Origin of the sequence: Mucilaginibacter sp. RCC_168 (assembly GCF_041355315.1) — a bacterium.
In the GTDB taxonomy this organism is placed as follows: domain Bacteria; phylum Bacteroidota; class Bacteroidia; order Sphingobacteriales; family Sphingobacteriaceae; genus Mucilaginibacter.
Genome location: NZ_JBFUPN010000001.1, coordinates 276,684 through 292,304 on the forward strand (window position 1 = coordinate 276,684; position 15,621 = coordinate 292,304).

Consider the following 15,621-nt stretch of genomic DNA (forward strand, 5'->3'; position numbering starts at 1 on the left):
CTCCTAAAGAATCAATTCTTAAATTATTAACAACGTTATGAAGAAACACATTATTTACTCGATCCTGTTCGTCCTGTTATCCCTGCAGGCAATGGCACAGCAAAAAATCAGCGGAAAGGTTACCAGCGCGAGCGACAATTCGCCCTTACCTGCTGTAAGCATAAGAATCAAAGGTACCTCCGTTGGTACCGTTACCGATGCAAATGGTAATTTTAGTGTATCTGCACCAAATGCCAATGCTGTGTTGGTATTTACCTATACAGGCTTCGCCGCGCAAGAAGTAAGCGTAGCCGGCAAAACCAGCATTAATGTACAATTAAAAGAAACCTCAAGCGCCTTGAATGAGGTGGTGGTGATTGGTTATGGTACGGCCAAAAAATCTGACTTGACAGGCTCTGTCGCTACCGTTAAGGCCGAGCAGTTGCTTGATAAACCAGTACCAAATTTATCGCAGGCCTTGCAAGGCAAGGTTGCCGGCGTTGATGTTAGTGTTAACAGCAACGCGCCGGGTGCTGCAGCTAAGGTACGCATCAGGGGTATTGGTTCCATCAACTCCAACGTTGACCCTATTTATGTGGTTGATGGTGTGGTAGGTGTTGACCCTAACTCTATTAACCCTAATGATATTTCATCAATTGAGGTTTTAAAAGATGCCTCATCAACGGCTATTTATGGTGTACGTGGCGCCAATGGTGTTATCATGGTAACCACAAAACGTGGCCGTAAAGGTCCCGCTACCATTAGTTACGAAGCCAATACCAACATCAGCCAACTTTACAGGCATGTACCAACACTCAATTCTAAAGAATTTGTAGACATTTACAACCAATCATTTGCAAACGGATCAAAATTTGATCCTACAGGCGCTATACAAACGCCCGCGAAAGCGCTAAATTTTCAAAATTTTCCGTTACTATTTAATACGGACAATAGCCCGAAATACGATACCAACTGGGAAAAGGAAACTTATAAGCCAGCGTTTTCGCAAAGCCACCAGTTGAATATTCAAGGTGGCAGCGAAAAATCTGTTTACAGCTTATCACTGGGTTATCTTAACCAAAACGGCTTAACCCCCACATCAAACTTTAAACGTTATTCCGTTAAAATGACGATGGATAACGATGTAAAGGATTGGTTAAGAATAGGCGGTAGTATCAATGGTATTTTTAGTCGCCAGCGTTTGGTAACGGATAACAATGGTGGTTTGAACGTACCCCGGGCCGTAAGTGAAGAGGTACCGATTGTACCTGTCAAATATCCCGACGGAACCTGGGCCGGCAACTATGACATTGCTGGTTTAGAGGGCGCCCCAAACCCAATACAAACAGCTAATGAACGGTATACTATTAATAATACCTTACAGGTATTGGGTAACATCTATGCAACCGCTAAGATATCATCAGAGCTTGAATTTAAAACCGATTTTGGTTATAACCTCATCGGGCAGAAAAACAACTTCTATTCTTCTTTGAGTTTACAGCACTTATCTGCTGATCAGGGCGGTATAGCCAGCGTTAACTCAAACACAACTTATTTCTGGCAAACTGAAAATTATCTTACCTGGAACAAAAAGATCAATGAGCATCAAAGGTTTACCGCATTAGCTGGTATATCTTTCAGCAGATCAGTATATCAGCGATCAAATGTTGAAACCCAAAACTTTATTGATGACTTTTTCCAGTTTAATAACCTGGGTGCCGGTTCAGTTAAAAGCCAATCCGGATCTGATGAAAACCCAAGTTCACCGGGCGCGCTTTATCCGGGCTCGTTAAACTCATACTATGGCCGTATCAGCTATAATATCGACGAAAAGTATTTATTTACCGCTACCGGTCGTTATGATGGGTCATCAAGACCAGCCGCAGGGCATAAATTCGCATTCTTCCCATCATTAGGTGCTGCATGGCGTGTATCTCAGGAAGACTTCCTGAAAAACAGCGAAACCGTTTCTAACTTAAAACTAAGAGCAAGCTTTGGCTACACCGGTAACCAGGAAATTGGTAATTACCGCTCACTGGCCCAGTATGGTACCGGACAAACCGTGCAGAACGGACAAGCTGTAATTTCCTTGCTGCCAAGCTACCTGGGCAACCCGGATTTGAAATGGGAAAAAACACGCCAGATTGATGGTGGTATCGAACTGGGCTTGTTTCATGGCCGTGTTAACTTAGATTTAGATTACTACCAACGTACTACTACCGACGTATTATTACAAGCTCCTATTCCGTGGTCGGCTGGTTTTACCACTGCCAACGTTTACAAAAACGTAGGCTCGATGAAAAACTCAGGTATTGAGTTAAGCCTTAACACGGTTAACGTTAAAACCAGTGATCTGGAATGGAGTACCGGTATCATCTTTGCCGCTAACCAAAACAAAGTAACCAAGCTGAATGATGGCAACGCCGACATTTTCCCGGGCCCTAACTTCCTTGGGCAAAACTATGTGATACGTGTTGGTGCGCCAATAGGATCTTTTTACGGCATGACCCGTGTAGGTACCTATGGGGATAATGCAGCCGATATTGCAGAAGCTGCCAAACATGGTTTAAAAGCCGGCGACAGGAAATATATTTATAATGCCGATGGTAGTAACTATTATAGTATTATCGGCCGGTCAAATCCAAAATGGACCGGTAACTTCAACAGTACCATCAAGTATAAAAACTGGGATTTTTCATTTGATATCCGTTTTGTGCAAGGTGTAAATACTGCTGCCAACTTTAAACACTCGGTTGAAGACAGGCAAACCATCTCCAACAGTTTAAAAACCGTATTAAACGGATGGACCCCGAACAACCAAAATACCATGATATCACAAGTGCGTAACTACAAATATGCACAGGACTCGCACTTTGATACCTGGTGGGTTGAGGATGGATCATTTATACGCGGCCAAAACTTTGTGTTGGGTTACAACTTACCGGCACCTGTATTGCAAAAAATGCATGTAACCCGTTTCCGTATTTATACCAGTGTGCAAAACCTGTTTGTTATTACCAAGTATACAGGTTATGATCCGGAGGTTGACACCTTTAATAACTCTTATGGTTCAAACCCTGCGTTTACTCAAAATATCGACTTTTTTGCAAACCCTCGTCCACGTATCTGGAACCTTGGTTTACAGGTTGGATTTTAAAAACAGTATGGTATGATACGATCAGAAAGAAAAACAGCAATGAAGGATAATAGTAACCATATAAAAAATTACTAAAATGAAAATATTAAAAAATATACTTATAGTATCGGTATTAGTACTTGCCTGCTCATGCAAAAAGTTTTTGGAAGAGCACCCCAAGTCTGTTCTAACACCAGATGCCGACCTTTCAAGTGCAAAGGTTGCATCAGCGTTTGCCGTTGGGTCCTATCAAAATCTAACCGGTTTACTTACGGGCCAGTCTGGGTCATATGGTGGTAACACCTGGAACCTGATGGAGTTTATGACAGGTAAAGCAAACAGCGACCTGGGCCAAACCGGATTTGTAAATTTCCAAACACTCATTTACAGTAATACCTCTTTTTATTTTGATACCTGGTGGCAGCAAATGTACCTGGGCGTAGGTGCCTGTAACCTGGCCATACAAAAAATACCTACTATTAACGCACCTGGATTAACAGAGGCTTCTAAAAACAGCATGGTGGCCGAGGCCCGTACTATGCGTGCCTTGTATTATTTTTACCTGGTACGTATGTATGGAGCTGTGCCTAAGGTAACTGAACCAGCAAAGGACCTCAACCTGCAGGTTCCGCGTGTGCCAGCTAAACAGATCTATGACGAAGTGATCATTCCCGACTTGTTAGCGGCTGAAAAATCGGGCATTGCTGCCGGTCGTTCTACCGGCCGGGTAACCCTGGATGTTATACAGTCAATTCTGGCCGACGTATATTTAACCTATGCCGGCGCTGCCATCAATGGCGGTCAGCAGTATTATGCAGAATCAGCCAAGCGTTCTCTCGCGGTAATTCAGAGCGGAACATACAAACTGTTTCCTAATTATACCGATATGATAAACCCGAATAATAAAAACACCGGTGAGTTTATCTTCCAGGTACAGTATGCAGCGTCAGTTCCACAAACTAACCCGCTTACCGCGCTTACTATTCCAAATTTCTCTGGTATATCCAAGTATTCTGATGAGTACGGTTCAGTATGGCCAACAGATCAGTTCATCGCTTCATTCCCGGCTGGTGATAAACGGGTACAGGAAAAACAATTCTTTTATACCACCTACCCAGCCATTAAAGCGCCGAATGCTCCGGTTGTGTTTAAAAATCATTACATCTATAAATGGTTCGACGTAAACGCAGTTACCAATACGGCTAAGTCTGATCTGAACTATACCATTTATCGTTTGGCCGATGTTATGTTAATGTATGCCGAAGCATCAAACCGTGCCGATGGCTCACCAAATGCCAATGCTATTAGTTATGTAAACCAGATCCGTGCAAGGGCTAACCTGGCGCCGATTGGTGCATTGTCACAAGATGCATTTGAGAAGGAAGTATGGCTGCAACGTTATTTTGAGCTTTGTTTTGAAAACAAAATGTGGTTTGATATGATCCGCACCCGTAAAATACACAATGATGTTACCGGTAACTGGGATAATTTTGTAGGACACAAAACCGTGTTTAACGCAACTTATTCCGAAAAACAATTATTGTTCCCTTTACCAAAACAGGAAACAGATGTTAATCCAAAATTACTGCCTAATAACCCAGGCTTTTAATTAATACAGGTTAATATAAAGCAGAACAGCCCCGGACAAGCCGGGGCTGTTTTTTTTATGATAGGTTAAGATGGGTTATTCGCTCCTGAGACTTTTGATAGGGTTGGCAATGGCCGCTTTGATAGATTGAAAGCTCACCGTAAACAGGGCTATTGCAATGGCAACTAACCCTGCAAATACAAATACCTCCCAGCCAATAGGAATGCGGTAGGTAAAATCCTGCAGCCATTTGGTCATGGCCCACCAGGCTATAGGTGATGCTATAATAATGGCAATAAATACCAGCTTTATAAAATTAAGGGATAGCAGTGTAGTGATATTGCCAATGCTTGCACCCAGCACCTTGCGGATACCTATCTCCTTGCTCCGCTGCTCGGCCATATAGGCGGCAAGAGCAAATAGGCCCAGGCAGGCTATAATAATAGCCAAGATAGCAAAACTGGTAAATATGCGACCCATGCGTTGCACATCGGCATACATGTTGGCAAAACGCTCATCCATAAAAGAATACCGTATAGGCTGGTTGGGCGAAAAAGATTTCCAGGTCCTGGTGATCTCGGCCAATGTATTTTTCATATCGCCGGTTTTTACTTTTACTGATACGATGGAATTGCTGTTTTCTAAATGCATCACCAAAGGCTCTATCCCATCGCGCAGCGATTCAAAATTAAAATCCTGTACTACACCGATCACCAGCATCGGGTTTCCGCCATTGCTGATCCTTTTACCTACTGCATTTTTAAGATTAAGTCTTTTGGCCAGGGTTTGATTAATGATAACCGCCTGCGAATCGGTTTTCATGGCTGGGTTAAAATTCCTGCCGGCTACCAGTTTCATCCCAAAAGTTTTTATATAATCGGCATCAACATCCCAAAACTGGCCACCAACTGAAGTTTCCGTTTTATTTTTCCCTTCATTATAAAATGGGTTTCCATTGCGCTTGGTACCGGCTACCGGAAGAAAATCGCTGATCGATACGCTTTTTACTGCCGGCAATTTTAACAGTTCATCCTTAAAGTTCTTCACTGCATTATCTAAGGTATTGGTGCCTTGTATCATCACTACCTGGTCTTTCTCAAACCCAACCTTTTTATTAAGAATGAATTGCATCTGGTTATAGATAATAAAAGTGCTGATGATTAAAATGATGGATGTGGTGAACTGAAAAACCACCAATCCATTACGCAGCCCTGAGCTTCTGCTGCCTGAACTTAGCTTACCTTTTAATACTTCGGCAGGTTTAAAGCCCGAAAGATAAAATGCCGGGTAAATTCCCGCAACCACACCAACTACAACAGCCGATATCAGCACTGTTGGTAACAACCACCATTGCTGCCAGGGTATAATTAATGATTTTGATGCCAGCACATTAAAATAAGGCAACAGTATAATAGCCAATATTAAACCAAGCACGAAAGAAAAGAAGCTGTACAGCAATGACTCCGTTAAGAACTGCTGGATCAAACCACTGCGTTGTGAACCCACTACTTTGCGCAAACCAACTTCCTTAGCCCGGTTGGCCGATTTGGCGGTTGACAGATTGATAAAATTGATACAGGCTATAACCAGTATAAAGCCGGCAACAGCGCCAAATAACCAAATAAAACGGATATCGCCGTGTGACATGCCATCGTGAATATCATATGACCTGAGATTGATATCGGCGATATTCTGCGCATACATGCTTAACGCACCTGCAATTTTCGAAGCATTTTTATCTCCATTTTTTACCATATCCGGGATATAATAATTGTTAATTAACCCATCGGTTACCTTTTTGTTAAAGCGGGGAACATCAGTTCCCCGCTTTAGTGTAACGTAAACATGGTAATTACTTGCTCCCCAGGTAGTCTGTTCGCCTTTCCAAAATTCAATGCCTGCAAGCGTTAATAAAAAGTTATATTGATGCAGGTGCGACGTCGTTGGGAGATCCTGCATCACCGCGCCAATTTTATAAGCTCTGCTTTTATTATTGTTAAGATACATGACCTTGCCAACCGGGTTTTGCCCGGGGAAGTATTTATCAGCCTTGCTTTTTGATATTACCATGGTAAAAGGCTCGGCAAGCGCGTGGGTAGCATCACCATAAACCATGGGTAGCTTTAATATATCAAGCAGCGACTGATCTGCATAAGCGAAACCATCCTCATGGGTATTTTCGGGCGCATCGCTCCGCTTCAACTCATTGCTGCCGGCACCCCAAAAAAGTGAATTGGGCATCAGCCGGCCAAATTTTTCTACTTCCGGAAAATCAGATTTGAGCGTTTTACCCATTACTGCCGGCCAATCAACTCCTTTTTCATGAATATTGTCCATATTATATTGCCCAACAATCCTGTAAATACGATCGCTATCCGGGTAGCTTTTGTCAAAGCTCATTTCCTCCCGTATATATAAGGCGATAAGCAAACAGGCGGCAATGCTCAGCGCAAATCCCCCCACCTTGATAGCCGCGTACATTTTCTGTTTGAGCAATTGACGGAATGCAATTTTTAAATAATTTTTTATCATGGTGATATAGCTTACAAAGTGATCAATTGGATGGCTTAGTACTTTTTTTTTAAAGCCTGATTCTGAATTACCGGTCTTTATTTCTTTATAAGGGTTAGTTGCCTGGGCATTCGCTTCGGCTTCTTTAATACGCTTTAGGATCTTTTTAAAAAGGAAATAGCTGTAATCCCCGGGCTCCTGCGCTGTTCCGGGCTGCCACCACTCCAGCATAAATCTCACGCTATTATTAAAGTCCGGATTTTCCTTGAGCAGCGCGTTCAGTTCCTGCAGCTCCTGCCCGGATGCTTCGTGGGTTAGCTTTTTTATTACCAGGTTCCAGATACGGTCTTCCGTGTTCATATTGGCAACACTTAAATTTATAGATAGAGTTTATTTATACTAAAAGGCATGCCATTACTTTAAATAACTCATTTACAAAATTTTAACTACAATAACCATCAATTAAATCGTCCGTTTTCGCACAGGCTGTTCGATTTTGGGCCATTTATCCTATCCATTTAGTATAGTATGGCATCTGGTGTTATTTGACCCGCTTTCAAGCGCTTAGGTTACAGTCTAAAAATTATTTTTAATATATAGTACTATGTATTGTATAGTACCATGTTTTGTATATATTTGTTTTAATTTTTAACCTTAGCGGCATCATGAATATCAAAACATTACTATATACCGGCATCCTTATTCCCATAGTTTTTTGGGGGGCGACCATCATTTGCGGTTTTATCCATGGTCATTATAACCACCTGACTGGTACGGTGAGCGAGCTTGGGGCAATAGGCTCCCCATCTGAACCTTTAATGGCTACCCTAACCATGTTCGGCGCCATTTTAAGTATGTTTTTTATGATGGGGGTGTATGGCGCCTGCAAACAATTAGGTCTTAACATTATCCCGGTATTTACCCTGCCCGCGTTTACTTTTATGATGGGCTGGGCGGCCATGTTTCATTCGGGCAACCACCTGCATTCGGCCACAGGGCCTGTATTTTTTATATTGTACCTGGGCGCACTATTGGTTGCTGTTTTATGGAGAGGTAAAAAAGAACTGGTATCAGTAAGAATATCTTCATTGCTGGGCCTGGCCTTTATGCTGCTGATATTTTTACGCTTTGTACCCGCTATTGAAAATACCTATCCGGGCCTTATTCAAAGGTTCGCGCATTTGGGCTGGTCGGTATGGTTCACGGGTCTTAGCATCGGGCTCATCAGGCTTGTTTCGTTACAGGAAAATCAACAACTTTTAAATCACTAAAAATTATATCATGAAAAAACTACAATTAATCACGGCTATTGGTATCCTTTTATCGGTAACCGCCTGCAGGTTTGGCAAAAGGCATACCACCATTATGGAAAACGGCAACGGCAGCACCGTAAAAATAGAGTACGTAGGCCAAACCTATTTTACCGCCGATGGTACCGGCATTCAAAGTATTTCGCCAAACGGCTATGTAAAATACTCAAGGGATGACAAACAGTTAATTGCCGAGAGCGATCACAACGGAAAGATCACTTATGAACTAAATGACGATGGCAAAAAAACCATGCTTAACGAAACCGATAAGGAATTTTTGGCCCAGGCAGTTAAAGACATGATTAAACACGGTCACAACGCCGATGGCCGGTAAAGGATAAAAGCTAAATGGAAAGCAGGTTTAAATTAAACCTGCTTTTTTATGCATAATTGAAAACATTGACAATAATTAATGGGTTTATGGGTTAAAAAAGCATGAAAATAAAATTGTACAGCCGCGCATTTGGCTTTTTATTAGTATCCCTTTTTAGTTATAGTTTAGTTAGTGCACAAACAGCCCAGATGAAAACCCCAAAAGGCAACGACCAAACCTTGCAGATAAGCCGCAAAAAGATCGACTCGCTTGATAAGGCATTGATAGCCCTGCTGGGCGAGCGCGAAAGGGTGGTAAAGGAAATTGGTGTTTACAAAGCTCAGAACAACATCCCGGCATTGCAGGCCGACCGTTTTAAGCAGGTGATTGAAAAAAGTATTGAGGCTGGTAAAAAGGAGGGCTTATCAGAAACTTTTGTAACCGAACTGATGAATGCCATCCACAAAGAAAGCCTTCGGATTGAGGAAGAGATTAAGGCGCAAAAGTAATTTTTATTGTGACCAGCGCATATAACGCATTTTGTATTTAAGCGCATCAAAATTTAATTCCGGTACGCTTACCTTGATCAGAACAGGCTGATTATGAGATTTTTCACCATCAATCAAGTCTGGTATTAAACCGTATCAATTTCACATCAAGTTATTATAAATCAATTATTTATATTGTTCTTTTTGCTTTATTCTCATTAACTTTAATAAATTTGGATTGCCGGAAACGTCCATTTTCAGCGTTATTCAAACCGGTATTCTATTATATAAATCCATGAAGAAAAAACTTTTAATTGCCTGTCTTATAGCAGGCGGCCTTGTAAAAGCTGGCTTTGTAAATGCCCAGGGTACAGCTCCGTTTTCTGTCAGCAATAAATCGGTAAAAGTAATTGTGTCTGAAAAAGAAGCAGGCTATAAGCTTACACCAACCGAAACGCTTCAGTTTACGGATAAACCCCAACCTGGCGAAACCGAAGTTTCCGTTTTTGTTGATCCGGCTAAAACATTCCAAACCATGCTGGGCATTGGTGGCGCCTTAACCGATGCCTCTGCCGAGGTATTCGCTAAACTACCAAAAGACAAACAAAAAGAGTTTTTAACCGCCTATTACGATAAGGACAAAGGTATTGGTTATACCATGGCACGTACCAATATTCAAAGCTGCGATTTCTCGAGCGCGAGCTATAGCTACGTAAAAGAAGGCGATGCCGATCTGAAAACATTCGACATCAGCCATGATAAAACCTATCGTATACCTTTTATCAAAGCTGCTATGGCGGCAGCTGGCGGCAAATTAAACCTGTTTGTTTCGCCATGGAGCCCGCCGGCTTTCATGAAAGATAATAATGATGTACTGCACGGCGGTAAACTGAAACCAGAGTTTGACCAAAACTGGGCCAATTTCTTTGTGAAATTTATAAAAGCTTACGAAAAAGAAGGTATCCCGGTATGGGGCCTTTCGGTACAGAACGAGCCTATGGCTAAACAAAGCTGGGAGTCATGCATGTTCACTGCCGGTGAAGAGCGCGATTTTGTAAAGAACTTTTTAGGCCCAACGCTGCATAAACAAGGCCTGGCCGAAAAGAAACTGATTGTTTGGGATCATAACCGCGATTTGCTTTATCAGCGTGCCAGCACCATATTGGAGGATCCTGAAGCCGCCAAATACATTTGGGGTGTAGGTTTCCATTGGTATGAGACCTGGACAGGCGCCGGTCAGCAATTTGAAAGCACGCGTCGCGTGCACGAATCATTCCCTGATAAAAACCTGATCTTTACAGAAGGCTGCATTGAAAAATTTGATTTCGCCAAAGTTAACGACTGGGCCTTGGGCGAAAGATACGGTCTATCTATGATCAATGATTTTAACGCCGGCACCGTAGCCTGGACCGACTGGAACGTTTTGCTTGATGAAAAAGGCGGACCAAATCACGTTGGCAACTTTTGCTTTGCGCCGGTACATGCCGATACGCAAACCGGTAATCTGATCTACACCAGCTCATACTATTACATGGGTCACTTCTCTAAATTTATCCGTCCGGGTGCTAAACGTGTAAGCGCGGTAGCCAGCAGAGATAAACTGTTAACCACCGCCTACCTCAATACCGATGGTAAACTGGCCGTAGTGGTAATGAATAAAACCGACGAAAAAATTGAATACTATTTATGGATCAAAGGCAAAGCCGCTAAAACAACCAGCTTGCCGCACTCCATCGCTACGCTCATAGTAGAATAAAAAGCCTTATACTAATCAACTATATCTCTGGTGTGGTGGGTCATTTATGATCCACCACTATCATTACCGGGAAATGGTCAGACGGAAGTTTGGCCTCGTATTTATCACTCCCCTTTGCTTTTCCCCTATAACTGTCGGTCAGTATCCCATACCTTTTTACGGTAAAATCCTTAGTTAAAAATATATGGTCGATGCGTGCCGTAGTTTTGGTATTGGCGTTAAAATCATTGAATGTACCATTCTCCGCATATTTTATCGGCGATAGCTCATAAGCATCTTTTAAGGTACCCGAGGTATTGATCACCGCATAACTATCAGAAGTTTGATCGACATTAAAATCGCCCGAAAATATAACCGGGGCTTTACCGGCAATGGCTTTGATCTTGGTTAAAACCAGTTTAGCGCTCTCCCTGCGGGCAACCACACCAATATGATCCATATGCAGGTTAAAGTAGTAGAATTTATAACCCGTTTTGATCTCCTGGAAAGATCCCCATGAACAAATGCGCGGCAAAGCGGCATCCCAGCCTTTGTTTGGCTTATCAGTAATGGGGGCCAGCCAAAAATCGCCGTGAGCTAACAGTTTAAACTTAGTGGTTTTATAAAAAATGGCCGAAAACTCGCCTTCGGTTTTGCCATCATCCCTGCCTATACCGGTGTAAGCATAATTGGGCATACTGGCTTTAAGGCTCTGTAACTGATGGATAAGGCATTCCTGTGTACCAAATATATCAAAGTCATGAAACCGGATGAGTTTTACAATTACTGGCAGGCGTTGTTTCCAGCCATTACCGCGTAGCGAATCGTCATTACTGGCGTTATCATTACGCATATTGTAGGTAGCCACCGTAAATTGCTGGGCAAAGCTGGCCGTGCAGGTAACAATAGCCAGGATTAAAAGAAGCAGGAGTTTTTTCATGATAGTTTTAACAGATGTTTATAGACTGGCAAAAATACAGTCTGCTTATTAAACAGGCGTTAATTACCGAAATAAATAATCACAAAGTCATCCCGGATTTGTTTCGGGACCTCACAGACAAATCAGGTTGTAAAACAGAAAAAAGGACTGTCCGTCTGAGCTTGTCGAAGACGCGTGCGCAGAGATCTGCCCGTCATGGTTCGACGGCTCACCATGACATCCCGTTTTGCAGTTCAGTATAATAATCAATTTCTTATCCAAAAACAACCGTTTTATTCCCATAAACAAAAACACGATCCTCAATAACCAGTTTAAGGGCATTGGCCAAAACGGCTGTTTCAATTTCCTGACCGGCTTTTACCATAGTAGCGGCCGTAAACGAATGATTTACCGGGATGATCTGCTGGGCAATGATAGGCCCTTCGTCCAGCTCATTAGATACAAAATGAGCTGTAGCGCCTATCAACTTCACACCACGTTCAAAGGCCTGCTTATAAGGGTTGGCCCCAATAAATGCAGGCAAAAACGAATGATGGATATTAATGATCCGCATCGGGAACCGGGCCACAAACGCCGGCGACAGGATACGCATGAATTTGGCTAATACAATGTAATCCGGCGCATATTGCTGTATCACATCAGCCATTTGCTGCTCCAGCTCTTCCCGGCCATATTGCTCATGCGACAGGTGGTAAAAGGGCATATCAAAGCGCTCGCAAATATTCTGCAGGGTGGCATGGTTACCAATTACACATTGCACCGTTGCACCCAGGGTTTTAAAATAATTACGGATGAGTATATCAGCCAGGCAATGGTACTCTTTGGTTACCATCACCACTATTTTTTTATGTGGGGTAGGGTTTACCGATATAATAGCTCCTGCTGGTAATATATCTTTCAATGTATCCTCCAATCCATCGGTGTTTCCATCCTCTACCTCCAGGCGTACAAAAAAAATATTTTCGGCTTTATCCACATGTTCGCGCATGGAAACGATATTGAGCTGATGTTGAGCCAATATGGTAGCTATGGAACCCACCAAACCAACCTGGTCTTTACATTGAATAACAATAATCATAGTATTAGGGTACAAAAAGAATTTGCGCGTAATTTACAAACAGGTATCATTTATACAAACAATTATATGGTTTAAAATCAGCCCGGTGTATCGTTTAACCGGCGCATATCGTAATTAGTATATAAACCTTACAGTATGAAACAATTTTTATTAATGCTTATAGCGCTTACACTATGCGGCGCGAGCTCCTGCAAAAAAGACAAACTTCCTACGTCAACTTCCGTCATGGGGCAATGGCGCTGGGTTAAATCAACAGGTGGTATAGGTGGTTTTACTATAACACCGCAAAGCGCCGGTTTTACTCAACGCTACCAATTTAATGACGATAGCACTTTTCGTTTTTACAGAAAAGATACGGTGGCTATGCAAGGCAAATTCTCTATCATCAGGAATTATAAATATGGCGGCACAACTATCGACGTATTTAAAACAGGCAATAGGTTTGACCAATCCTTACTGATCAGAAATGACACCCTTTACCTCTATGATATATCCATAAGCGATGGATACAATAATACTTACGTGAGGATAAAATAGCTTGAATCCGAAGCCTTAAGTTGAACAGAAGAGATTCTTTTGACTGAAGACTTCGGACTTAGAACTTAAGACTCAACATCCGGTATAAAATTCACCTGGTTTTCCTGCTCAAATGTTACGTAAACACGGCGCCAGGGTTCATCATTGATCAGGCGCCATTTGTGGGCCGTGCCGGTGGTATCGGTAGCTATCAGTATTTCGCCGGGTTTCAGTATAAAAGTTTCGCCGGTTCGGGTTTCAAACTCCAGCGTGCCTAACAAGGTGATCACGTATTGGTTGGTTGGCGCATTATGCCAATCGAAGAATGAATGTGGCGGCGATTCCTGGAACCGGACTGCCGAGGCCTCGTTAAACTGAGCTTCAGCCACACTGCCCGTTTGTATGTGCGAATTACCGTCGGTCCCGGTATATAGTTTATATGCTTTGATCATTTTATTGAGCGGTGTTTGCAATGGCTGCTAAGCTAATACATTTTGCTATTTTAGTGATGAAGCTGGTATAATGGCATTGTAAATTATTGAGGCATCGTGAGCCTAAGACATGCTAAGAGTTTAAAGCGCTTTTTATGATTTCCAGGATCCCTTCGTTTTTCACTATCCACATGCCTAATCGTTCTTCAGTAATGCCCTCTTTTAATTTGTAACTGTTTACCGGGTTGGTATCTTCAAAAATAGTTTCCATGTATCTGAAATTAATATTTTTAATAGATGATAACTCATGAGCAACCTCAACAATATGTGTAGAAACTACAAAAAAACAGGTTTTCACTTCGGCAAAGGCAACAATGATGGCCAAAGAAGCGTCATAGGCATCTTTAACATTTGTCCCCCTGAATAGTTCGTCAAAAATCACGAACATATCTTTTGACTCATTTAACTTTTTGGCCACGTGCTTAACCCGCAATACTTCTTTATAAAAATGGCTATGTCCTTGTTCCACATCGTCGGCTAAGTTTATGGTGGTAATTAAACCTTTAAATGCGGAAGTCACCATACGTTTTGCAGGCACAGGAAAGCCTATCTGAGATAAATAAATAGCAATTCCAATGGCTTTAAGCATGGATGATTTTCCGGCCATATTGGTACCGGTAATAAAACAAACATTTTTGCCGGCACTAAATTCGATGTCGTTACTTATTGGATTAGCAATAAATGGATGGAATAAACCTTCAATAGTTAATCCCCTTGCGCTGTTTTCATTAACTACCGGAAATGTAAAACCAAGGGCCTTACCGCTCAGGCTTACAGATTGATAAACATCTAACTGATACGCAACATTTAGCAAAGTCTTCATTTGCTCATACGCTATCTGTCTGAAAAAGCGATCCGCTTTCGCCATGTCCGCAACGTTGCGATTGGGTTTCCTGATCAATTGTTTTAGCCATGCAAATTCCGCCGGCTGGAAAGTGCTTAAAATAGTGCAGCGGAATTCTTGTAGTTGCTTAGGCAGATCGGTCTGTAGGGCCTCAGCAAATTTGATTAAGCTATCCAGTATCAACAGTGCGCTTTCTATGCCGGTTTTAATTACATAATAATCACTATTATTAAACTTAAACGCGTATATAATTTTTTCCAGGAACCCGGTTATACCTGAAAATAGGTTGGCCTGATCATGCTTTCTTAAATAAAATTCAACAAAATCATAATCGTTTCTATTAAAGCTGATTTTAATATGGTGTTCCTCCATATACAAAAACACTGCTACTCTTTCCTTGATGTGAACAGGATCAACGAGCGGTTTGTTGAACATATCCAGCAACATTTCATTACCACCAATGGTATTTGTTTGGCCGAAAAGACCACATACCGATTGGCGGGAATTGTTATTTTGAAATATGGCCAGATCATTTAGTGTTTGTCTGTCTATATCGAAATTCATATAAATGTTGATAAGCGTTGTTGCTTAACATCAACGCCCAAAATAAAATTGTAGTTTTTTGTGCCTGTATTATTTAATTAAAATTTGCAAGGGTATTAATTGCAAGCATATATTTCTTGAACCGACCG

The 15,621-nt window shown here is 41.9% G+C and carries 12 protein-coding genes; 7 read left to right on the top strand and 5 right to left on the bottom strand.

The features are described from left to right. The first annotated feature begins 37 nt into the window (after window positions 1-37). Together AB6735_RS01185 and AB6735_RS01190 are read left to right on the top strand one after the other, a co-directional pair. Window positions 38-3,136: a SusC/RagA family TonB-linked outer membrane protein gene (locus tag AB6735_RS01185; RefSeq protein ID WP_370993981.1), complete on the top strand. Its 3,099-nt coding sequence runs from the start codon at window positions 38-40 to the stop codon at window positions 3,134-3,136. Window positions 3,137-3,212: 76 nt separating this feature from the next. Beyond that, the gene (locus AB6735_RS01190; protein ID WP_370993982.1) at window positions 3,213-4,724 is read left to right on the top strand and encodes a RagB/SusD family nutrient uptake outer membrane protein; all 1,512 of its coding nucleotides are present in this window, start codon (window positions 3,213-3,215) and stop codon (window positions 4,722-4,724) included. Between the two features lie 75 nt (window positions 4,725-4,799). Here the strand turns inward: AB6735_RS01190 and AB6735_RS01195 are convergent, their stop codons facing one another. Continuing rightward, window positions 4,800-7,574 carry an ABC transporter permease gene (locus AB6735_RS01195; protein WP_370993983.1) on the bottom strand — a complete coding sequence of 925 codons (2,775 nt, stop codon included), beginning with the start codon at window positions 7,572-7,574 and terminating at the stop codon, window positions 4,800-4,802. A 305-nt stretch (window positions 7,575-7,879) separates the two neighbouring features. On the opposite strand from AB6735_RS01195, the gene AB6735_RS01200 reads away from it, so the two are divergent. The 4 genes from AB6735_RS01200 (at window position 7,880) to AB6735_RS01215 (ending at window position 11,081) form a co-directional block, all read left to right on the top strand. Beyond that, entirely contained in the window at window positions 7,880-8,485 is a 606-nt protein-coding gene (locus AB6735_RS01200) for a DUF998 domain-containing protein (protein ID WP_370993984.1), read from the top strand. A 10-nt stretch (window positions 8,486-8,495) separates the two neighbouring features. Further along, window positions 8,496-8,858 (top strand): hypothetical protein, encoded by a 363-nt coding sequence (locus tag AB6735_RS01205; protein WP_370993985.1) that lies wholly within the window; start codon window positions 8,496-8,498, stop codon window positions 8,856-8,858. Between the two features lie 101 nt (window positions 8,859-8,959). After that, window positions 8,960-9,346: a chorismate mutase gene (locus AB6735_RS01210; RefSeq protein ID WP_370993986.1), complete on the top strand. Its 387-nt coding sequence runs from the start codon at window positions 8,960-8,962 to the stop codon at window positions 9,344-9,346. Window positions 9,347-9,620: 274 nt separating this feature from the next. After that, window positions 9,621-11,081 carry a glycoside hydrolase family 30 beta sandwich domain-containing protein gene (locus tag AB6735_RS01215; protein ID WP_370993987.1) on the top strand — a complete coding sequence of 487 codons (1,461 nt, stop codon included), beginning with the start codon at window positions 9,621-9,623 and terminating at the stop codon, window positions 11,079-11,081. Between the two features lie 40 nt (window positions 11,082-11,121). Here AB6735_RS01215 and AB6735_RS01220 read toward each other — a convergent pair whose 3' ends face one another. Both AB6735_RS01220 and purU read right to left on the bottom strand, forming a co-directional pair. After that, window positions 11,122-12,000 (bottom strand): endonuclease/exonuclease/phosphatase family protein, encoded by an 879-nt coding sequence (locus AB6735_RS01220; RefSeq protein WP_370993988.1) that lies wholly within the window; start codon window positions 11,998-12,000, stop codon window positions 11,122-11,124. Window positions 12,001-12,253: 253 nt separating this feature from the next. Beyond that, window positions 12,254-13,078 carry a formyltetrahydrofolate deformylase gene (purU, locus tag AB6735_RS01225; RefSeq protein WP_370993989.1) on the bottom strand — a complete coding sequence of 275 codons (825 nt, stop codon included), beginning with the start codon at window positions 13,076-13,078 and terminating at the stop codon, window positions 12,254-12,256. 135 nt (window positions 13,079-13,213) lie between these two features. Here purU and AB6735_RS01230 point away from each other — a divergent pair, with 135 nt between their 5' ends. After that, a complete protein-coding gene (locus tag AB6735_RS01230) occupies window positions 13,214-13,615 on the top strand; it encodes a hypothetical protein (protein WP_370993990.1) in 402 nt (133 codons plus the stop codon). A 65-nt stretch (window positions 13,616-13,680) separates the two neighbouring features. Here the strand turns inward: AB6735_RS01230 and AB6735_RS01235 are convergent, their stop codons facing one another. Continuing rightward, a complete protein-coding gene (locus AB6735_RS01235; protein ID WP_370993991.1) occupies window positions 13,681-14,046 on the bottom strand; it encodes a hypothetical protein in 366 nt (121 codons plus the stop codon). 112 nt (window positions 14,047-14,158) lie between these two features. Then, complete coding sequence (locus AB6735_RS01240) at window positions 14,159-15,493, bottom strand: DNA mismatch repair protein (RefSeq protein WP_370993992.1); 1,335 nt, start codon at window positions 15,491-15,493, stop codon at window positions 14,159-14,161. Window positions 15,494-15,621: the final 128 nt, after the last annotated feature.

Excerpts from the sequence above, each read along its gene's own strand:
- AB6735_RS01185 (WP_370993981.1), top strand. The coding sequence starts at position 38 with ATGAAGAAACACATTATTTACTCGATCCTGTTCGTCCTGTTATCCCTG.
- AB6735_RS01190 (WP_370993982.1), top strand. The coding sequence starts at position 3,213 with ATGAAAATATTAAAAAATATACTTATAGTATCGGTATTAGTACTTGCC.
- AB6735_RS01195 (WP_370993983.1), bottom strand. The coding sequence starts at position 7,574 with ATGAACACGGAAGACCGTATCTGGAACCTGGTAATAAAAAAGCTAACC.
- AB6735_RS01200 (WP_370993984.1), top strand. The coding sequence starts at position 7,880 with ATGAATATCAAAACATTACTATATACCGGCATCCTTATTCCCATAGTT.
- AB6735_RS01205 (WP_370993985.1), top strand. The coding sequence starts at position 8,496 with ATGAAAAAACTACAATTAATCACGGCTATTGGTATCCTTTTATCGGTA.
- AB6735_RS01210 (WP_370993986.1), top strand. The coding sequence starts at position 8,960 with ATGAAAATAAAATTGTACAGCCGCGCATTTGGCTTTTTATTAGTATCC.
- AB6735_RS01215 (WP_370993987.1), top strand. The coding sequence starts at position 9,621 with ATGAAGAAAAAACTTTTAATTGCCTGTCTTATAGCAGGCGGCCTTGTA.
- AB6735_RS01220 (WP_370993988.1), bottom strand. The coding sequence starts at position 12,000 with ATGAAAAAACTCCTGCTTCTTTTAATCCTGGCTATTGTTACCTGCACG.
- purU (WP_370993989.1), bottom strand. The coding sequence starts at position 13,078 with ATGATTATTGTTATTCAATGTAAAGACCAGGTTGGTTTGGTGGGTTCC.
- AB6735_RS01230 (WP_370993990.1), top strand. The coding sequence starts at position 13,214 with ATGAAACAATTTTTATTAATGCTTATAGCGCTTACACTATGCGGCGCG.
- AB6735_RS01235 (WP_370993991.1), bottom strand. The coding sequence starts at position 14,046 with ATGATCAAAGCATATAAACTATATACCGGGACCGACGGTAATTCGCAC.
- AB6735_RS01240 (WP_370993992.1), bottom strand. The coding sequence starts at position 15,493 with ATGAATTTCGATATAGACAGACAAACACTAAATGATCTGGCCATATTT.